Origin of the sequence: Pseudomonas quebecensis (assembly GCF_026410085.1) — a bacterium.
Lineage (GTDB): Bacteria > Pseudomonadota > Gammaproteobacteria > Pseudomonadales > Pseudomonadaceae > Aquipseudomonas > Aquipseudomonas quebecensis.
The window spans coordinates 179,327-198,215 of the sequence record NZ_CP112866.1; the positions used below are offsets into that span (position 1 = coordinate 179,327).

An 18,889-nucleotide genomic window follows, 5' to 3' on the forward strand; every position below is an offset into this window, starting at 1 on the left:
AACCGTGGATTTTGCCCATCTGCACCGCTAAAAACGGCCAAAACAGGCGATCGCGCGCGGGCGACGCTGGTGAGCATGGTTACGTCGGTGTGAGACGCCGTGGCAGCGAATAAAACCTTGATGATGCCGCCATCTGGGCGAACTGAGCGTAGCAGCTTGTTCATGCCTGGCCTGTGCTCAATGAGGAGTTTCACGGCAATGGCTATCAGCGTTTTCGACCTGTTCAAGATCGGCATCGGACCGTCCAGTTCCCACACCGTCGGGCCTATGCGCGCCGCGGCGTTGTTCGTCCAGGCACTGCGTGAACGTGAACGGTTGGAACAGGTGCGGCGCATCGAAGTTCAGCTCTACGGCTCGCTGTCGGCCACCGGCATCGGCCATGGCAGCGACACCGCCACAATCATGGGCTTGATGGGCGAATGGCCGGACGCGATCGATCCGTCGCAGATCGCCGGTCGCATCAGCACCCTGCGCGAAACCGACACACTGCTGCTCGATGGGCGCCTGCCGGTGCCATTCGTATGGGCGCGGGACATGCGCCTGCTCGACGAAAACCTGCCGTTCCATCCCAACGCCATGACCCTGGTGGCGTATGACGAACACGGCGAATTGCACCGTGATACCTATTATTCGGTCGGTGGCGGTTTCGTCGTGGATCAAGCCCAGGCGCGCAGCGGTGTGGCGGATATGGACCGCACCGAGTTGCCCTATGATTTTTCCAGCGCGGTGGAGCTGTTGCAGCTGTGCAAGACCCACCACTTGCGTGTCGCCGAACTGATGATGGCCAATGAAAAAGTGTGGCGTTCCGAAGAAGAAATCCGCAGCGGCCTGATGAAGCTCTGGCGTGCCATGCAGGACTGTGTGGAGCAGGGGCTCAAGCATGAAGGTATCCTGCCCGGCGGCCTCAATGTGCGCCGCCGCGCCGCCAAGTTGCACCGCAGCCTGCAGGAGTTGAGCAAGCCCAATGTGATCGGCTCGACCTTGAGCGCCATGGAGTGGGTCAACCTGTTCGCCCTGGCCGTAAACGAAGAAAACGCCGCCGGCGGGCGGATGGTCACCGCGCCCACCAACGGCGCGGCGGGGATCATTCCGGCCGTGCTGCATTACTTCATGAAGTTCAGTGAAGAAGTCACCGAAGCCAACGTGGTCGACTACCTGCTCGGCGCCGCGGCGGTGGGCATTCTGTGCAAGAAAAACGCCTCCATCTCAGGTGCCGAGGTGGGTTGCCAGGGCGAGGTGGGTTCCGCCTGCGCAATGGCCGCCGCCGGGCTCGCGGAGATCCTCGGCGCGACGCCGGAGCAACTGTGCAACGCCGCCGAAATCGGCCTGGAGCATAACCTCGGCCTGACCTGCGACCCAGTGGGCGGGTTGGTGCAGGTGCCGTGCATCGAGCGCAATGCGATTGCAGCGGTCAAGGCGATCAACGCCGCGCAAATGGCCCTGCGCGGCGACGGCCAGCACTTCATCTCTCTGGACCGGGTGATCCGCACCATGCGCGATACCGGGGCGGATATGCATGACAAGTACAAAGAAACCTCGCGGGGTGGGTTGGCGGTCAGCGCGGTCGAGTGTTAAGACCCAGTCGCCTGCATCGGGGGCAAGCCCCCTCCCACATTTGATTTGTGAACACAGTCAAAGGTAGGAGGGGGCTTGCCCCCGATAGCGGCAGTTCAAACAATACTGCTCAAAAAGTGAACACCAGTATCCCCGCGCGCCACCTTTTAGCGCGTCGCAAACAGATAAGTAGCTCGCGAACGATTTCCCCTCCGACCACCTGTCCCCTGTGCGTGCGGTGACAGAGTTTTCCTACGTGCTGAAAGCGCCTTCCCACAAGTGCTACCGATCTGCTCACACCCCTTGAGGGTAGCCGCTCCTACGTCCTTTTCCGGGCATATTCCGTACTTCACGCAAGGGCTACATAGACGCGTCAACAGGTCGTTTTCAGGAGTTATTGAATAGCCATTCAAATTTAGGCACGGCAATTGCTCTATCAATTCAAAGCCTCTCGCCGTGTCAGGACGAAGAGTGCAATAACAAGAGCCTCGCCTGAGGCCATCACCCGCTTTGTGTGAGGAGATACCGCGATGACGTCGTTCAACTCAGGGGCCCAACCCCAGAACCGTGCGCCTCAATCCATCGGCTTTTTGCTGTTGGACAATTTCACGCTGATTTCCCTGGCGTCCGCAGTGGAACCCCTGCGCATGGCCAACCAGCTGTCCGGCCGTGAGCTGTACCGCTGGACCACACTGAGCGTCGACGGCAACCAGGTCTGGGCCAGCGACGGCCTGCAGATCACTCCCGACGCCGCCATGCATAAGGCCCCGGCCCTGGACACGGTGATCGTGTGCGGCGGCGTGGGCATCCAGCGCACCGTCACCCGTGAGCACGTGTCGTGGCTGCAAAGCCAGGCACGCCAATCCCGTCGCCTCGGCGCGGTGTGCACCGGCAGCTGGGCGTTGGCCTGTGCCGGCCTGCTGGATGGTTTCGATTGCAGCGTGCACTGGGAATGCCTGGCCTCGATGCAGGAAGCCTTCCCCCGTGTGTCCATGAGCACACGCCTGTTCACCCTCGACCGCAACCGCTTCACCAGTTCCGGCGGCACTGCGCCGTTGGACATGATGCTGCACCTGATCAGCCGCGATCACGGCCGTGAACTGTCGGCCGCGATCTCCGAGATGTTCGTGTACGAACGCATCCGCAACGAACAGGATCACCAGCGCGTGCCGCTCAAGCACATGCTCGGCACCAACCAGCCGAAATTGCAGGAAATCGTCGCGCTGATGGAAGCCAACCTGGAAGAACCCATCGACCTGGACGAACTGGCGGTCTACGTCGCCGTATCCCGGCGTCAACTGGAGCGGCTGTTCCAGAAATACCTGCACTGTTCGCCGTCGCGTTACTACCTCAAGTTGCGCCTGATCCGTGCGCGGCAGTTGCTCAAGCAAACGCCGATGTCGATCATCGAAGTCGCCTCGGTGTGCGGGTTCGTCTCCACGCCGCACTTCTCCAAGTGCTACCGCGAATACTTTGGCATTCCGCCGCGGGATGAGCGCGTAGGCTCCAACACCACCCAGCAGGTGGCGATGATGCCGATTCCGCAGGCGCTGGTACTTTCACCGTTGTCGGGGCCGATGTCGGCGTTGAGCCAGGCGCGTAATGAGTCGACGTTTGCCAGTGTAAGGCTCTGAACCGAGGCGTCTGTATCGGGGGCAAGCCCCCCTCCCACATTTGATTTGTGAACACAGTCAAAGGTGGGAGGGGGCTTGCCCCCGATAGCCATCTGTCAGGCCCCGGAGTTCTGCTTGAACTGCATCAACGCCGGCAACAACTGCTTGTCGATGGCCTGACGCACCGCCGGCAAAATCGTCGCGCTGCCGCTGTACATCCGCTCGACCATGCCTTTAAGCGCCTTGGCCCGTGCTTCGCTCAAGCCGCGCACCGCGCACTCACACGCCTGTTCGGCGCTGGCGCCGCTGGATACCTCGAAACCCAGCGAGCGCAATTGGCTCAGCAGGTCATCCTGGTCAATCAAATCCGCATGCATCATGACGTTTATCCTGGTTAGGGGAGCGGGGATCTGCCTGGATTCTGGTAGCCCCCGACCGCATCGGCAAGGGCGCGCCGCGCGGATGCCTCAGATGGCTATGAGCAGGTCGTTTTCGGGCCATTTGCCGATCGCACTAACCGGCACACTGGCCTCAGCAAGCAGCTTGAAGGTTTGGTCACCCTCGATATGCATCGCTCTCACAAGGCCCTCTGCCCCGATCCCGTCACGGCTGGATCGGGGCTTTTTTTGGCCTACTTTCTGGGCGGCAAACCGATGACACGGCCGAGCAGGGCCGGGCGCGGCAGGTCGGCCTGCTCGGTGCATAGGGCCGCGATTTTTTCCAGTGTCGCCTGGGCGAACGGCGCCGAGTGCGGCCCGGCCAGGTCGACATGCAAGAGCATCTGTTCGTTGCCGGCCAGTTCCTGCCCATCCCCGACCCGATGCAAGCTGTGATACAGGTGCAGGCGCTTGGCGTCATGGGCGATCAGTTGCGTATGCACTTCAACCTCGGCACCGAGTGTCACTTCGTGCAGGTAGTTCAAGTGCAGCTCCAGGGTGAACAGGGAATGGCCGCTGGCTTCGCGGTTTTCACTGTCCAGGCCGAGGGTGTCCATCAGTGCGTCGGTGGCGTAGCTGAAGATCAGCAGATAGAACGCGTCGCGCAGGTGGCCGTTGTAGTCCACCCAGTCGGGATGGATCTGTGTGGTGTAGGTCGTGAGTGCGGGCATTGTCTGCATTCCATTATTCGGCGAAGGTCATGCCGTGCCTGGCCTTGGTGGTTTTCACCGCTTCTAGCACCGCCAGCAGGCAATCATCACGATAGCGCTCCAGCGCCGCAATGCTGTGGGTACCCAGTTGAGCACTGGTGCCATCGACCACGTCGTCGATCAGCTTGTCCGTCAGTTCCGGCGCCGGCAGGTAGGTCCACGGCAACTGCAGCGCCGGGCCGAACTGGGCCATGAAGTGGCGCATGCCCGCATCGCCGCCCGCCAGGGTATAGGTGAGGAAAGTGCCCATGAACGACCAGCGCAGGCCAGCGCCAAAACGGATCGCGTCGTCGATTTCGCCGGTGGTCGCCACGCCGTCGTTCACCAAGTGCAATGCCTCGCGCCACAACGCTTCAAGCAAACGGTCGGCGATAAACCCAGGGACTTCCTTGCGCACATGCAAGGGGCGCATGCCCAGGGATTCATACACTGTGATCGCCGCCTGCACCGCCTCGGGCGCCGTGTGTCTGCCGCCGACCACTTCCACCAGCGGCAGCAGGTAAACCGGGTTGAACGGGTGGCCGACCACGCAGCGTTCCGGGTGGGTCGAGCCCTCGTAGAACTCACTCGGCAACAGCCCCGAGGTGCTCGAACCAATCAGTGCATCGGGTTTGGCCGCCGCGCTGATCTGGCGGTGCAGTTGCAGTTTCAGCTCCAGGCGTTCGGGGGCGCTTTCCTGGATGAAGTCGGCGTCTTTCACGCACGCTTCGATGGTGGCGACAAAGCGCAGGCGGTCCTGGGACGCGCCGGGGGCCAGACCGCTTTTCTCCAGAGCGCCCCAGGCATTGGCGACGCGTTTGCGCAACGCGGCTTCGGCGCCGGGCGCCGGGTCCCAGGCCACCACATCCAGCCCGTGAGCCAGGGCGCGGGCCACCCAACCGCTGCCGATAACACCGCTGCCGAGGGCGGCGAAGGTTTTGATCTCAGTGATAAAGCGCATGGCAAATTCCTAAAGAGTTCGATGATCGCGTGTGGCAGGGGCGGTGGGTCAGCCGCGCTGGGTGAGGCCCATCTTCACGCGCCCTTCGGCCGGGGTCATGACCCGTGCACCCAGGCGGCTGAGGATTTCGCCAGCGCGTTCGACCAGCTGGCCGTTGGTGGCGAGCACGCCTTTGTCCAGCCACAGATTGTCTTCCAGGCCTACCCGCACGTTGCCGCCCAGCAGCACCGCTTGGGCGGCCATCGGCATTTGCATGCGGCCGATGCCGAAGCCGGCCCACACCGCGTTGGCGGGCAGGTTGTCGACCATGGCCTTCATGGTGGTGGTGTCGGCCGGTGCGCCCCAGGGAATGCCCAGGCACAGCTGGAACAGCGGGTCGTCGAGCAGGCCTTCCTTGATCATCTGCTTGGCGAACCACAGGTGGCCGGTGTCGAAGATTTCCAGCTCGGCCTTCACGCCCAGTTCCTGGATACGTTTGGCGCCGGCGCGCAGCTGTGCCGGCGTGGACACGTAAATCGTGTCGCCATCGCCGAAGTTCAGGGTGCCGCAGTCCAGGGTGCAGATTTCCGGCAACAACTCTTCGACATGGGCCAGACGCGTCAGCGGCCCGACCAGGTCGGTGTTGGGGCCGAATTCCATCGGGTTTTCGCCGCCGCCGATCTCCAGGTCGCCGCCCATGCCGGCGGTGAGGTTGACGATAATATCGATGTCGGCCTCGCGGATGCGCTCCATCACTTCGCGGTACAGGGCCACGTCGCGGCTGAATTTGCCGGTCTGCGGGTCACGCACATGGCAATGCACCACGGTGGCGCCGGCTTTGGCCGCTTCAACCGCCGCCGCGGCGATCTGTTTGGGGGTGACCGGCACGTGGGGGCTTCTGCTGGTCGTGTCGCCAGCACCGGTGAGTGCGCAGGTGATGATGACGTCGTGGTTCATGAGGCAGGTTCCTTACAGGCGTGGTGATGCCGTTCGCGGTCGTCAGTGACCGCGAAACGGTGATTCGAAAAAGGTTATTTGCTGGTCAATTGCAGGTTGGCCGCCGCTGGTTTGCCATCGAAGGTGGTCACGCCTTCCAGCCAGCGCGCCTGGTCCTGCGGGTGGTCCTTGAGCCACTGCCGGGCGGACGTGAGGGCGTCCTTGTGATCCAGCAACGGCTGCATCATCCGGCTCTCGTCGGCGGCGGTGAAGGTCAGGTTAGTCAACAGTTTGTGCACGTTGGGGCATTGTTCGGCGTAGTTGGGCGACGTGACGGTCCACACCGTGGCCATGCCTTCGTTCGGGCCCAGGGCGTCGTCGCTGCCGGTGAGGTAGGTCATGGCAACGTTGACGTTCATTGGGTGCGGCGCCCAGCCGAAGAACACCACGGCTTCCTTGCGGCGCACCGCGCGGTCGACGGCGGCGAGCATGCCGGCCTCGCTGGATTCCACCAGCTGGAACTTGCCCAGGCCGAACTGGTTCTTGGCGATCATCGCCTTGATCTGCGTATTGGCGCCCGAACCGGGCTCGATGCCGTAGATCTTGCCGCCCAGTTCCTTCTCGAACCTGGCGATGTCGGCGAAGCTCTTCAAGCCTTTGTCGGCCAGGTAGGTCGGCACGGCGAGGGTGGCGCGGGCGTCTTGCAGGCTGGGTTTGTCGAGCACCTTGACCTGCTTGGCGTCGACGAATGGGGTGATGGTCTGGGTCATCAACGGGTTCCAGTAACCGAGGAACAGGTCCAGGCGCTGGTCACGGATGCCGGCGAAGATAATTTGCTGGGAGGCGCTGGTTTGCTTGGTGGTGTAGCCGAGGCCATCGAGCAGCACTTGGGTCATGGCGCTGGTGGCGATCACATCGGTCCAGTTCACCACGCCCATGCGCACGTTCTTGCAGGAGGCGGCATCGGCCGCGAGAACGCTGGTGCTCAAGATGGCGCTGGCGCTGAGTGCGAACACGCAGCGGCGAATCAGTCGGTTCATGGTGGAGCCCTCGGCAGGTCGTTATTGTGGTTGCCGGTGTCTTTGTGCACCGTGACGCCACGTTACGCAGCTTGTGAGGCGACAAAACGCACGGCGGCGACCGACTCTTGCACTGCAGCGACCTGCCCCCTTGAAACCACCCCTGAACGGGAGTATCACAGTGCCACGCTGGCCGTCCGATGAGAGCGCCACCATGTCCCAGGATGTCTACTTTTTGCTGATGCCGGGTTTCTCGGCGATGGGCTTTATCTCGGCCCTTGAGCCGCTGCGGGTGGCCAACCGTTTTCGCGGTGAGCTGTACCGCTGGCATGTACTGAGCGCCGACGGCGGCGCGGTGCTGGCGAGCAACGGCATGTCAGTCAACGCCGACGCCGCGTTGGAACCGCTGAAAAAGGGCACCACGCTGCTGGTGGTCGCCGGTTTCGAGCCTCTGCAGTTCGCTACGCCCGCACTGGAACAGTGGCTGCGCCGTCTCGATCACGATGGCGTGACGCTGGGCGGTATCGACACCGGTGCCTGTGTGTTGGCCCAAGCCGGTCTGCTCGACGGCCATCGCGTGACCCTGCACTGGGAAGCCATCGACGCCTTCAAAGAGTCCTATCCGCACCTGGCGGTGACCCAGGAGCTGTTCGAAATCGACCGTCGCCGCATCACCTGCGCCGGTGGCACCGCCTCCATCGACTTGATGCTCGACCTGATCGCCCAGTCCCACGGCGCCGACCTGGCGATTCAGGTGTCCGAGCAGTTCGTGCTGGGCCGCATTCGCCCACGCAAAGACCACCAGCGCATGCAGATCGCCACGCGCTACGGCATCAACAATCAGAAACTGGTGCAAGTGATCGGCGAGATGGAACAGCACACCGAACCGCCCCTGAGCACATTGGCTCTGGCCGAAGCGATCAAGGTCACGCGGCGGCAGTTGGAGCGATTGTTTCGCCTGCACCTGAACGACACGCCGAGCAACTTTTACCTGGGCCTGCGCCTGGAAAAAGCCCGGCAACTGCTGCGCCAAAGCGGTTTGAGCGTGTTGGAGGTGAGCATTGCCTGCGGGTTTGAGTCGCCGTCGTATTTCACGCGCAGTTACCGGGCGCGGTTTGCCAAATGCCCCAGGGAGGATCGACGACGGGAGCCGGTTTGACGGGCAATTATAGTCGATTATACTCGTGGCTATAATTTATAGCCGTTTCAATAATTTGGTATAAGCCATGTCCAAGCTCAGCGGTTTTGTGTTCCGCCGTCCCGCGCTGGCCAGCAGCATTGCCGATGGCCTGGTGGGCGCCGGCCTTCAGGATTTCACCTCTGGCCTGTTTCTCGCCGCGCCACGTCGCACTGGTAAAAGTACGTTCTTGCGCGAAGACCTGATCCCGGAGTGCCGGCTGCGCGGTTGGCTCACCGTGTATGTGGACCTGTGGGCCGACAAAGAAAAAGATCCCGCGGAGTTGATCGCCAGCGCCATTGCCGCCGCGCTTGCACCCTACGAAAAGGGCATTCGCAAGCTGGCCAAAAACCTTGGCATCGAAAGGTTGAGTTTTCTGCGGACCCTGTCCTGGGACTTCAGCAAGCCGCAATTGCCGGTGGGCGCGACCTTGACCCAGGCGTTGGAGTTGCTCCACCACGCGGCGGAAAAACCCGTCGTGCTGGTGATCGATGAAGCCCAGCATGCCTTGACCAGCGATTCGGGGATCAACGCCATGTTCGCGCTCAAGGCCGCCCGGGATCAGCTCAACCAAGGGCGTGACGAGGAGGGCAGCGGTCTGCATTTAGTCTTTACCGGTTCCAACCGCGACAAGCTGGCCTATCTGGTATTGGGTAAAAGCCAGCCGTTTTTTGGCTCCAGCATCACGCCGTTTCCGCTGCTGGGCAAAGCCTTCACCCAGGCGTACACCACACACCTCAACGCGAACCTGGCCCCGACCAACCAATTCAACGCGGCCGATATCGATGAAGCCTTCGAGTTGGTCGGCCGCCGACCCGAGATGCTGCGCACGATCATCGGTGAAGTAGCGCTGGAGTTGGGCGAGGCCAGCAACTTGGGCCAGTTGCTGCACAGTCGCGCCGAACTGCTGCGCGCAGGTGTGTGGACCGAATTCGAAAGCGCCTGGAACGCCCTGACCATCCCGCAACGCGCCGTCCTGCAGGTGATGGTGGAGCGCTCGCTGAACAACGAGCCTTTTGCGCCGTTTACCGACAGCACCCTCACTGCGGTCAGCAAGGCGTTGGAGGATATGGGCAGTGACGTGGTGCCGGGCACCCAGACCATCCAGGCCTGCATCGATGCTCTGCGCGACAAGGAACTGGTGTGGAAATCGGGTCGGGGCGGGTACGCGCTCGAAGACAAATCATTCGGCGAGTGGCTGCGCTACAAGCGCCATACCCAACACTAAAAACAACACATATCCAATGTGGTAGGGGGCTTGCCCCCGATGACGGACTGTCAGCTGATACAACGTTGGCTGACCCACCGCTATCGGGGGCAAGCCCCCTCCCACATTGAATTTCGGTGTGGCTTATTTTTTTACCAACGCCGAACACGCAGCCTTATAGGCCTCATGCTGATATTTGTTTAGCGTCGCGGGGAGTTCAAAATTGTGCTTCTTGTTCTGCGCATTGATGGTCTGCGGCGACAGCAGCGTCACTTCAACCCCATCCAGCAACTGAAACACCCCCTCAATCTTGAACGTCGTCGGGCCACCGGCGAACTCACCTTTCTTGCTGCGCTTTTTGATCGCGATGCGGGTGATGGCGTTGTCCTGCACGAACGCCTTCATCTGGGCGGCAAAGGCTTTGACGTTGGCTGCCTCATCGTCGTCTTCAAGGGCAATTTTCTTGGTCGCCAGGGCGACATGGGTCAGCGCCTGGTTGTCGAGGGAGGCGAGGGCGATGATGGCTTCGCTGCCTTTGATTTCGATGCCGCAGAGAGTCATAACGTTGCCTTGGTAAATGTGGGTACCCAAGGTTACCAGGGTTCGCGTGGGCGCAAGACCGTCGGTCGTGAAGTACGTCTGACCTGTTATTTCTGACAGTAGACCGCGTTGCCACAATGCTCGTAGATTTTCTGAGTGAGCCAATTGGTGGCTTTCACGTTGTTCGGTGGCTTTCAGATAAGGGAGTTATGCAATGAACATTCGCAAGGAAATTCGAGCAATGACGGCTGCGGAGAAGCTCGAATTTACATTGACGTTACTGGAGATGAAGAAAAGTGGTGCTTATGACAAATATGTTCATTGGCATCATGAAGTCATGGTCCCCACGGTCTATCCAAATGAACCTCAAGACCCCAACTACCGTAATGGTGCTCATCGTGGCCCGGCATTCTTGCCGTGGCATCGTGAAATGTTGATGCAGTTTGAGAAGGACCTTCAAGCCATCAAGCCAGATATTACGCTGCCTTATTGGAACTGGACCCTGGACGCGCAAGCTCCGGAGCTTTCACCCCTGTGGGACCAGGGCTTCCTGGGTGGCAATGGCGACGCTGCTGATGAGTTTCGGGTGCAGGATGGGGTCTTTGCCCATAAATATGGGAATTGGAACGTGCCTTCTTACCCGAACGAAGGGTTGCCTGGGCCTGGGTTAAAGCGTCAGTTCGGCACAGTGATCGGCTCATTGCCCACCGAAGACGATTTGAGAATGGCTATGAGCGAGGCGCTTTATGACGAGCCGAATTACAATTCGGGGCCGTTCACCCGAGGGTTCAGAAACCGTCTGGAAGGCTGGATCGTGAAACGTGGTGACCCGAATGTCGTTACGCTCGGCTCGCAATTGCATAACCGAGTACATCTTTGGGTAGGGGGCAATATGTTACCCATGACCTCGCCCGACGATCCGGTTTTTTTCCTGCATCACTGCTTCGTCGACAAGATCTGGGCGGACTGGCAGGCGCAGAAAATGCTGGATGAACCGGATCTTGCCCCGCATTACTGCCCCATGGAGCAAGGCCCGCCCGGGCACAACTATGAGGATGTGCTCAAACCATGGACTCGGCGTATCAGCGAAGTGATGGATATTACGACGTTAGGCTACAGCTATGCACCAAGCCGACCATTGACGAAAAGTCCTTTTAAATCGCCTTTCATGGCGTGACCACTGCCTGTCGCTCCCGCGCTTTGGCTGCGGGAGTGGCGCTTACTCCTGCCCGATCGACTCCAAAAATTCCGACCGTTCATCACTCATCCGCGCCAGGCAGTCGTTCTGCGCAATCGCGTAGTCCTTGGTGCCGGGCTTGGCCGGGAAGGTGTCCACGGCGCAATCGGCATCCCGCAGTTTTTCCCACTTCTGCTGGGCATCCTTCAGACGAGCGGTAATGTCGGCCAGTTGGGTCTTGTTGCTGCCATAGGTCGAACCCATGCGTTCGAGCAGGCTCTGGTAGTTGTCCTTGAGCAATTGCTCGGCGGTGGTCTTGTTGTAAGTGGCGCATTCCAGGGTTTGTTTGTCGTTCTCGATGCCGTCGCAGGGCGTGTTGTCGGTGTCTTCGGCCGCGTGGACGCCGGTTGCGATGAGTGCCAAAGCCAGGAAAATCGATTTCATTGCGCCGTCTCATATCAGTTGATGGCCGAATTCTGGCTCAAGCGTAAGACAAAGAACAGCCACCCGTCAGACGCGTCTATACAGCCTTTGTCGTGGATTGACGCTTTCGGCAATTCCCCTGTCGTTTTTGCACCCGGTCCGTTCAGCCCCTGGGCATATGCTGGCCCCAAAGCGCCGGCAGACGATTCGGCGCATGAATCGCCAATAAGGGGACGCCTGATGAGCCCAGCCGAATTGCACGCCGACAGCATCGTTATCGACGGGCTGATTATTGCCAAGTGGAACCGCGACCTGTTCGAGGACATGCGCAAAGGCGGCCTCACCGCCGCCAACTGCACCGTGTCGGTGTGGGAAGGCTTCCAGGCCACCATCAATAATATCGTGGCCAGCCAGACCCTGATCCGCGAGAACAGCGACCTGGTGATTCCGGTAAAAACCACCGCCGATATCCGCAAAGCCAAAGAGCAGGGCAAGACCGGCATCATCTTCGGCTTCCAGAATGCCCATGCGTTCGAAGATCAGCTCGGCTATGTGGAGATCTTCAAGCAGCTCGGCGTTGGCGTGGTGCAGATGTGCTACAACACCCAGAACCTGGTCGGCACCGGTTGCTACGAGCGCGACGGCGGCCTGTCGGGTTTCGGTCGTGAAATCGTCGGCGAGATGAACCGCGTCGGCATCATGTGCGACCTGTCCCACGTGGGCTCCAAGACCAGCGAAGAAGTCATCCTCGAATCGAAAAAACCGGTGTGCTACTCCCACTGTCTGCCGTCGGGCCTTAAGGAGCACCCGCGCAACAAGTCCGATGAAGAACTGAAGTTCATCGCCGACCATGGCGGTTTTGTCGGCGTGACCATGTTCGCGCCGTTCCTGGCCAAGGGCATCGACTCGACCATCGACGACTACGCCGAAGCCATCGAATACACCATGAACATCGTCGGCGAAGACGCGATCGGCATCGGCACCGACTTCACCCAGGGCCATGGCCAGGATTTCTTCGAAATGCTGACCCATGACAAAGGCTACGCCCGGCGCCTGACCAGCTTCGGCAAGATCATCAACCCGCTGGGCATCCGCACCGTGGGCGAGTTTCCCAACCTCACCGAAACCCTGCTCAAGCGCGGCCACAGCGAGCGCGTAGTGCGCAAGATCATGGGCGAGAACTGGGTCAACGTCCTTAAAGACGTGTGGGGCGAATAAGCCGCCGCTCTCCTTATCCTTAACCCGTTGCCAGTCGCGCAGCGGGCATCAACACGAATTTTCTGGAGTTAAGTTTCCATGGCCAAGATCGCCCCGCAATTGCCTATCGAAGTCGACAGCGAAACCGGTGTCTGGACGTCCGATGCCTTGCCGATGCTGTACGTGCCGCGTCATTTCTTCGTCAACAACCATATGGGCATCGAGGAGGTGCTGGGCGCCGAGGCCTATGCCGAGATCCTCTACAAGGCCGGCTACAAATCCGCCTGGCACTGGTGCGAAAAAGAAGCCGAGTGCCATGGCCTGGAAGGCGTCGCGGTGTTCGAGCACTACATGAAACGCCTGTCGCAGCGTGGCTGGGGCCTGTTCAAAATCCAGGACATCGACCTGGATAAAGGCACCGCCAGCGTCAAGCTGGAGCATTCGGCGTTCGTCTACGTCTACGGCAAGGTCGGGCGCAAGGTCGACTACATGTTCACCGGTTGGTTTGCCGGCGCCATGGACCAGATCCTTGAAGCACGCGGCAGCAAGATCCGCACCGTCGCCGAACAAGTCTACGGAGGCTCCGAAGAGGGCCACGATGATGGTTTGTTCACCGTCAAGCCGTTGTAAGCCGAGGACCGTGCCATGGCTTTCGAAGCAATGTTTGCGCCGATTCAGATCGGCAAACTGACCATCCGCAACCGCGTACTCAGCACTGCCCACGCCGAGGTGTATGCCACCGACGGCGGCATGACCACTGACCGCTATGTGAAGTACTACGAAGAGAAAGCCAAGGGCGGTATCGGCCTGGCGATCTGCGGCGGCTCCTCGGTGGTCGCCATCGACAGCCCCCAGGAATGGTGGAGCTCGGTGAACCTGTCCACCGACCGCATCATCCCGCACTTCCAGAACCTGGCCGACGCCATGCACAAGCATGGCGCCAAGATCATGATCCAGATTACCCACATGGGCCGTCGCTCGCGCTGGGATGGCTTCAACTGGCCGACCCTGATGTCGCCGTCCGGTGTGCGTGAGCCGGTGCACCGTGCCACGTGCAAAACCATCGAGCCGGAAGAGATCTGGCGCGTGATCGGCAACTATGCCCAGGCCGCGCGCCGCGCCAAGGCCGGTGGTCTGGACGGCGTGGAGTTGTCCGCCGTGCACCAGCACATGATCGACCAGTTCTGGAGCCCGCGCGTCAACAAGCGTACCGACGAATGGGGCGGCACCTTCGAAGGCCGCATGAAGTTCGGCCTGGAAGTGTTGAAGGCCGTGCGTGCCGAAGTGGGTGACGACTTCTGCGTGGGCATGCGCCTGTGCGGCGACGAGTTCCATCCGGACGGCCTGTCCCACGAGGACATGAAACAGATCGCCAAGTACTACGACGACACCGGCATGCTCGATTTCATCGGCGTGGTGGGCTCGGGTTGCGATACGCACAACACCCTGGCCAACGTGATCCCGAACATGAGTTACCCGCCGGAGCCGTTCCTGCACCTGGCGGCCGGGATCAAGGAAGTGGTCAAGGTCCCGGTGCTGCACGCGCAGAACATCAAGGACCCGAACCAGGCCACGCGTATCCTCGAAGGCGGCTACGTGGACATGGTCGGCATGACCCGTGCGCACATCGCCGACCCGCACCTGATCGCCAAGATCAAGATGGGCCAGATCGACCAGATCAAGCAGTGCGTCGGCGCCAACTATTGCATCGACCGCCAGTACCAGGGCCTGGACGTACTGTGCATCCAGAACGCCGCGACCTCCCGTGAATACATGGGCGTGCCGCACATCATCGAGAAATCCACCGGGCCGAAACGCAAGGTGGTCGTAGTGGGCGCCGGCCCGGCCGGGATGGAAGCTGCGCGCGTGGCGGCCGAACGTGGCCACGACGTGACCCTGTTCGAAAAGAAAGAGTTTATCGGCGGGCAAATCACCACCGCCTCCAAGGCGCCGCAGCGCGACCAGATCGCCGGTATTACCCGTTGGTTCCAACTGGAACTGGCGCGCTTGAAAGTTGACCTGCGCCTGGGCGTGGCGGCCGATGCCGAGACCATCCTGGACCTGCGTCCGGACGTGGTGGTGCTGGCCGTCGGCGGGCACCCGTACATCGAACAGAACGAACACTGGGGCGCCGCCGAAGGGTTGGTGGTCAGCAGCTGGGATGTGCTCGATGGCAAAGTCGCGCCGGGCAAGAACGTGCTGGTGTACGACACCATCTGTGAGTTCACCGGCATGTCGGTGGCGGACTTCCTGGCCGACAAAGGCTGCCAGGTGGAAATCGTCACCGACGACATCAAGCCGGGCGTAGCGATTGGCGGTACGTCGTTCCCGACCTACTACCGCAGCATGTACCCCAAGGAAGTGATCATGACCGGCGACATGATGCTGGAAAAGGTCTATCGCGAGGGCGACAAGCTGGTGGCGGTGCTGGAGAACGAATACACCGGCGCCAAAGAGGAGCGGGTGGTCGATCAGGTGGTGGTCGAGAACGGCGTGCGTCCGGACGAAGCCATTTACTACGGGCTCAAGGAAGGTTCGCGCAACAAAGGCCAGATCGACGTGGAAGCCTTGTTCGCGATCAAACCGCAACCGTGCCTGAGCGAACCGGGCGAGGGCTACTTGCTGTTCCGCATCGGTGACTGTGTGGCGCAGCGTAATACCCACGCTGCCATCTACGACGCCCTGCGCTTGTGCAAGGATTTTTAAAAACAGCCGCAAGCCACAAGCTTCAAGCAGCAAGGAAGAGCAATGGGTGACCGCTTTGACTTGCCGCTTGTAGCTTGAAACTTGCCGCTTGAGGCCACCTCAATGTTGAACACCTTGCTGCCTATTCTCTTGTTTGCCGCCCTGGGCCTCGCCGTCCTCGGCGCCCTGCGCCGGGTAAACATGTGGCGCCGTGGCCGCGCGTCCAAGGTCGACCTGCTGGGCGGCCTGCTGGCCATGCCCAAGCGCTACATGGTCGACCTGCACCATGTGGTCGCCCGCGACAAATACATCGCCAACACCCACGTCGCCACGGCGCTGGGCTTTGTGCTGTCGGCGCTGCTGGCGATCCTGGTGCACGGCTTCGGCCTGCACAATCGCATCCTCGGCTACGCCTTGCTGCTGGCTTCGGTGTTGATGTTTGTCGGCGCCACCTTCGTGTACCTGCGGCGGCGCAACCCGCCGTCGCGCCTGTCCAAAGGCCCGTGGATGCGCCTGCCGAAGAGCCTCATGGCATTCTCGGTGAGCTTCTTCCTGGTGACCCTGCCGGTGGCGGGCATCCTGCCGGCGGACTTCGGCGGTTGGTTGCTGGCTGCGCTGCTCAGCGTGGGCGTGCTGTGGGGCGTAAGCGAGATGTTCTTCGGCATGACCTGGGGCGGGCCGATGAAGCACGCCTTCGCCGGTGCCCTGCACCTGGCCTGGCACCGCCGCGCCGAACGCTTCGGCGGCGGTCGCTCCACCGGTTTGAAACCGCTGGACCTTAGCGATAAAACCGCGCCCCTGGGCGTGGAAAAACCCAAGGATTTCACCTGGAACCAACTGCTCGGTTTCGACGCCTGCGTGCAGTGCGGCAAGTGCGAAGCGGCGTGCCCGGCGTTCGCCGCCGGCCAGCCGCTGAACCCGAAAAAGCTGATCCAGGACATGGTGGTCGGCCTGGCCGGCGGCACCGATGCCAGGTTTGCCGGCAGCCCGTATCCAGGCAAGCCGATTGGCGAACACGGCGGTAACCCGCACCAGCCCATCGTCAATGGCCTGGTGGACGCCGAGACCCTGTGGTCGTGCACCACCTGCCGCGCCTGTGTGGAAGAGTGCCCGATGATGATCGAGCACGTGGACGCCATCGTCGACATGCGCCGCCACCTCACCCTGGAAAAAGGTGCCACGCCGAACAAGGGCGCCGAAGTCCTGGAAAACCTGATCGCCACCGACAACCCCGGCGGTTTCGCCCCGGGCGGTCGCCTGAACTGGGCGGCGGATCTGAACCTGCCGCTGCTCAGCGAAAAAGGCAGCGCCGACGTGCTGTTCTGGGTCGGCGACGGCGCTTTCGACATGCGCAACCAGCGCACGCTGCGTGCGTTCGTCAAAGTGCTGAAAGCGGCCAAGGTCGACTTCGCGGTGCTCGGCCTGGAAGAACGCGACAGCGGCGACGTGGCCCGGCGCCTGGGCGATGAAGCGACCTTCCAACTGCTGGCTTCGCGCAATATCCAGACCCTGGCCAAGTACAGCTTCAAGCGCATCGTCACTTGCGACCCGCACAGTTTCCATGTGCTGAAAAACGAATACGGCGCCTTCAACGGCAACTACCTTGTGCAGCACCACAGTACGTTCATGGCCGAGCTGATCGGCGAGGGCGCGCTGAACCTGGGCCAGCACAAAGGCAACAGTGTGACCTACCACGACCCGTGCTATCTGGGCCGTTACAACGGTGAGTACGAGGCCCCGCGCCAAGTGCTGCGAGCCTTGGGCATTGAGGTCAAGGAGATGCAACGTTCGGGCTTCCGTTCTCGCTGCTGCGGCGGTGGCGGCGGCGCGCCGATTACCGACATCCCAGGCAAGCAACGGATCCCCGACATGCGCATGGAAGACATCCGCGAGACCGGCGCCGAACTGGTGGCGGTAGGGTGCCCGCAATGCACCGCGATGCTCGAAGGGGTGGTCGAACCGCGCCCGCTGATCAAAGACATCGCCGAACTGGTGGCCGACGCCTTGCTTGAGGAGGCTCAACCGGCCAAGTCACCGACCAAGCGTGAACCTGCGGAGGTGCACTGATGAGCGACATAATCCGCCGCGACCCACGGGCCGAATGGATCGCCCGCAACCGCCTGCACCCGCTGCATGCGGCGATGCAGCCGCTGCAACACAGCTGGATGGGGCCTAACGGCGTTATCCGCAAAAACGTTCATGGCGTTGGTTTTATTGGCCCCAACGGCATCAAGCGCATCGACCGCAGCGGCGCCCAGCAGGGCGGCGCCAGCAAGCGTACCGCGGCCGCCGAAGTGCAATTGCCGCTGCATCAGATTGCGGCGCCTGCGTTCTACATCAACGTAGTGCCGGACATGGTCGGCGGCCGCCTGAGCAGTCACGACCGCGACCTGTTAGGCCTGGCGCGGCAACTGGCCGGCAACGACGGCGCGGTGCTGGCGGTGGTATTTGGCGAACACAAGGAAAGCGCGTTTGCCACCGCCGGTGTCGACCGCCTGCTGGTGCTCGACGGTGCCGAATTCGACGGTTATTCGCCGGAACAGCGGGTGCAAGGCCTGCGGGCTGTGGATAACCAATTCAATCCACGCCACTGGCTGCTGCCGGACAGTCGCAGCGGTGGCGGTGAGCTGGGCCGGCGTTTTGCCGCCAGCCTCAAGGAACGCCCGGCCACGCGCGTCTGGCAGATCAAGGACAACACCTGCATCGGCCGCGCCGGTGCCGGCCAGGAGGATTTGGCGCGACCACTGCCACGCCTGGTTCTGGCCGCCGCCGAATGTGCCGACCCGGTCAGCGAAACCCGCCATGAAGTGTTGCCCGTGGAGTTATCCACAACCCTGGCGCGCAGCCTGCCGCGCATCGAGGATCTCGGCGCGGTGGCGGTGGACCCGGCGGCAATCCCCATGGCCGAAGCCGAGTTTATTTTCTCCGGCGGCAACGGCGTCAAGGACTGGGCCCTGTTCCACCAGACCGCCGCCGCCCTGGGTGCCACCGAAGGCGCCTCGCGGGTCGCCGTGGACGATGGCTTTATGGCGCGTGATCGCCAGGTCGGCGCCAGCGGCACCTGGGTAACGGCGCGGGTGTACGTGGCCGTGGGGATTTCCGGGGCGATCCAGCACCTGCAAGGCATCGGTGCCTGCGACAAAGTGGTGGCGATCAACCTCGACCCAGGTTGCGACATGATCAAGCGGGCCGACCTGTCGGTGATCGGCGAGAGCGCCGCGATACTGCATGCCTTGATCGATGCGGTCGAGGCCTACCGCAACGGCGCCAAGCGCGACGCGGCTTGAGGATATGA

Annotated in this window: 17 protein-coding genes; 10 read left to right on the forward strand and 7 right to left on the reverse strand. The window is 61.7% G+C overall.

Features of this window, described 5'->3' with window-relative positions:
- Window positions 1–198: 198 nt before the first annotated feature.
- Together OSC50_RS00860 and gbdR are read left to right on the forward strand one after the other, a co-directional pair.
- Window positions 199–1,575: an L-serine ammonia-lyase gene (locus OSC50_RS00860; RefSeq protein WP_253509663.1), complete on the forward strand. Its 1,377-nt coding sequence runs from the start codon at window positions 199–201 to the stop codon at window positions 1,573–1,575.
- Between the two features lie 509 nt (window positions 1,576–2,084).
- Window positions 2,085–3,188 (forward strand): choline metabolism transcriptional regulator GbdR, encoded by a 1,104-nt coding sequence (gene gbdR, locus OSC50_RS00865; RefSeq protein ID WP_060753382.1) that lies wholly within the window; start codon window positions 2,085–2,087, stop codon window positions 3,186–3,188.
- 95 nt (window positions 3,189–3,283) lie between these two features.
- Here gbdR and OSC50_RS00870 read toward each other — a convergent pair whose 3' ends face one another.
- From OSC50_RS00870 to OSC50_RS00890, 5 genes are all read right to left on the reverse strand, one after another.
- Window positions 3,284–3,547: a hypothetical protein gene (locus OSC50_RS00870; protein WP_181080705.1), complete on the reverse strand. Its 264-nt coding sequence runs from the start codon at window positions 3,545–3,547 to the stop codon at window positions 3,284–3,286.
- A 251-nt stretch (window positions 3,548–3,798) separates the two neighbouring features.
- On the reverse strand, window positions 3,799–4,275 hold the full coding sequence (locus tag OSC50_RS00875) for a thioesterase family protein (RefSeq protein ID WP_253509662.1): 477 nt from the start codon (window positions 4,273–4,275) through the stop codon (window positions 3,799–3,801).
- Between the two features lie 13 nt (window positions 4,276–4,288).
- The gene (locus OSC50_RS00880) at window positions 4,289–5,254 is read right to left on the reverse strand and encodes an L-carnitine dehydrogenase (protein WP_253509661.1); all 966 of its coding nucleotides are present in this window, start codon (window positions 5,252–5,254) and stop codon (window positions 4,289–4,291) included.
- Window positions 5,255–5,302: 48 nt separating this feature from the next.
- Window positions 5,303–6,190 (reverse strand): 3-dehydrocarnitine:acetyl-CoA trimethylamine transferase CdhC, encoded by an 888-nt coding sequence (gene cdhC, locus OSC50_RS00885; protein WP_181080708.1) that lies wholly within the window; start codon window positions 6,188–6,190, stop codon window positions 5,303–5,305.
- Window positions 6,191–6,264: 74 nt separating this feature from the next.
- A complete protein-coding gene (locus OSC50_RS00890; protein WP_253509660.1) occupies window positions 6,265–7,209 on the reverse strand; it encodes a choline ABC transporter substrate-binding protein in 945 nt (314 codons plus the stop codon).
- 193 nt (window positions 7,210–7,402) lie between these two features.
- On the opposite strand from OSC50_RS00890, the gene OSC50_RS00895 reads away from it, so the two are divergent.
- Complete coding sequence (locus OSC50_RS00895; protein ID WP_266247194.1) at window positions 7,403–8,347, forward strand: GlxA family transcriptional regulator; 945 nt, start codon at window positions 7,403–7,405, stop codon at window positions 8,345–8,347.
- 67 nt (window positions 8,348–8,414) lie between these two features.
- Window positions 8,415–9,593, forward strand: coding sequence for an AAA family ATPase (locus OSC50_RS00900; RefSeq protein WP_266247192.1), 1,179 nt, complete (start codon window positions 8,415–8,417; stop codon window positions 9,591–9,593).
- 123 nt (window positions 9,594–9,716) lie between these two features.
- Here the strand turns inward: OSC50_RS00900 and OSC50_RS00905 are convergent, their stop codons facing one another.
- Complete coding sequence (locus OSC50_RS00905; RefSeq protein ID WP_266247536.1) at window positions 9,717–10,133, reverse strand: DUF3010 family protein; 417 nt, start codon at window positions 10,131–10,133, stop codon at window positions 9,717–9,719.
- Window positions 10,134–10,326: 193 nt separating this feature from the next.
- On the opposite strand from OSC50_RS00905, the gene OSC50_RS00910 reads away from it, so the two are divergent.
- Entirely contained in the window at window positions 10,327–11,289 is a 963-nt protein-coding gene (locus OSC50_RS00910) for a tyrosinase family protein (protein ID WP_181080712.1), read from the forward strand.
- Window positions 11,290–11,331: 42 nt separating this feature from the next.
- Here OSC50_RS00910 and OSC50_RS00915 read toward each other — a convergent pair whose 3' ends face one another.
- On the reverse strand, window positions 11,332–11,733 hold the full coding sequence (locus OSC50_RS00915) for a lysozyme inhibitor LprI family protein (RefSeq protein WP_181080713.1): 402 nt from the start codon (window positions 11,731–11,733) through the stop codon (window positions 11,332–11,334).
- 219 nt (window positions 11,734–11,952) lie between these two features.
- On the opposite strand from OSC50_RS00915, the gene OSC50_RS00920 reads away from it, so the two are divergent.
- From OSC50_RS00920 to etfA, 5 genes are all read left to right on the forward strand, one after another.
- Window positions 11,953–12,930, forward strand: a complete 978-nt coding sequence (locus OSC50_RS00920) for a dipeptidase (RefSeq protein ID WP_015373138.1) — start codon at window positions 11,953–11,955, stop codon at window positions 12,928–12,930.
- 78 nt (window positions 12,931–13,008) lie between these two features.
- Window positions 13,009–13,539 carry a DUF5943 domain-containing protein gene (locus OSC50_RS00925; RefSeq protein WP_008083165.1) on the forward strand — a complete coding sequence of 177 codons (531 nt, stop codon included), beginning with the start codon at window positions 13,009–13,011 and terminating at the stop codon, window positions 13,537–13,539.
- Between the two features lie 15 nt (window positions 13,540–13,554).
- A complete protein-coding gene (gene dgcA, locus OSC50_RS00930) occupies window positions 13,555–15,615 on the forward strand; it encodes a dimethylglycine demethylation protein DgcA (RefSeq protein WP_253509658.1) in 2,061 nt (686 codons plus the stop codon).
- Between the two features lie 102 nt (window positions 15,616–15,717).
- Window positions 15,718–17,661: a dimethylglycine demethylation protein DgcB gene (gene dgcB, locus OSC50_RS00935; protein ID WP_266247184.1), complete on the forward strand. Its 1,944-nt coding sequence runs from the start codon at window positions 15,718–15,720 to the stop codon at window positions 17,659–17,661.
- Window positions 17,661–18,881, forward strand: a complete 1,221-nt coding sequence (gene etfA / locus OSC50_RS00940; protein WP_266247182.1) for an electron transfer flavoprotein subunit alpha — start codon at window positions 17,661–17,663, stop codon at window positions 18,879–18,881. The genes dgcB and etfA overlap by 1 nt, the downstream gene beginning before the upstream one ends.
- Window positions 18,882–18,889: the final 8 nt, after the last annotated feature.

Coding starts and splice junctions, on each gene's coding strand:
- OSC50_RS00860 (WP_253509663.1), top strand. CDS start 199: ATGGCTATCAGCGTTTTCGACCTGTTCAAGATCGGCATCGGACCGTCC.
- gbdR (WP_060753382.1), top strand. CDS start 2,085: ATGACGTCGTTCAACTCAGGGGCCCAACCCCAGAACCGTGCGCCTCAA.
- OSC50_RS00870 (WP_181080705.1), bottom strand. CDS start 3,547: ATGATGCATGCGGATTTGATTGACCAGGATGACCTGCTGAGCCAATTG.
- OSC50_RS00875 (WP_253509662.1), bottom strand. CDS start 4,275: ATGCCCGCACTCACGACCTACACCACACAGATCCATCCCGACTGGGTG.
- OSC50_RS00880 (WP_253509661.1), bottom strand. CDS start 5,254: ATGCGCTTTATCACTGAGATCAAAACCTTCGCCGCCCTCGGCAGCGGT.
- cdhC (WP_181080708.1), bottom strand. CDS start 6,190: ATGAACCACGACGTCATCATCACCTGCGCACTCACCGGTGCTGGCGAC.
- OSC50_RS00890 (WP_253509660.1), bottom strand. CDS start 7,209: ATGAACCGACTGATTCGCCGCTGCGTGTTCGCACTCAGCGCCAGCGCC.
- OSC50_RS00895 (WP_266247194.1), top strand. CDS start 7,403: ATGTCCCAGGATGTCTACTTTTTGCTGATGCCGGGTTTCTCGGCGATG.
- OSC50_RS00900 (WP_266247192.1), top strand. CDS start 8,415: ATGTCCAAGCTCAGCGGTTTTGTGTTCCGCCGTCCCGCGCTGGCCAGC.
- OSC50_RS00905 (WP_266247536.1), bottom strand. CDS start 10,133: ATGACTCTCTGCGGCATCGAAATCAAAGGCAGCGAAGCCATCATCGCC.
- OSC50_RS00910 (WP_181080712.1), top strand. CDS start 10,327: ATGAACATTCGCAAGGAAATTCGAGCAATGACGGCTGCGGAGAAGCTC.
- OSC50_RS00915 (WP_181080713.1), bottom strand. CDS start 11,733: ATGAAATCGATTTTCCTGGCTTTGGCACTCATCGCAACCGGCGTCCAC.
- OSC50_RS00920 (WP_015373138.1), top strand. CDS start 11,953: ATGAGCCCAGCCGAATTGCACGCCGACAGCATCGTTATCGACGGGCTG.
- OSC50_RS00925 (WP_008083165.1), top strand. CDS start 13,009: ATGGCCAAGATCGCCCCGCAATTGCCTATCGAAGTCGACAGCGAAACC.
- dgcA (WP_253509658.1), top strand. CDS start 13,555: ATGGCTTTCGAAGCAATGTTTGCGCCGATTCAGATCGGCAAACTGACC.
- dgcB (WP_266247184.1), top strand. CDS start 15,718: ATGTTGAACACCTTGCTGCCTATTCTCTTGTTTGCCGCCCTGGGCCTC.
- etfA (WP_266247182.1), top strand. CDS start 17,661: ATGAGCGACATAATCCGCCGCGACCCACGGGCCGAATGGATCGCCCGC.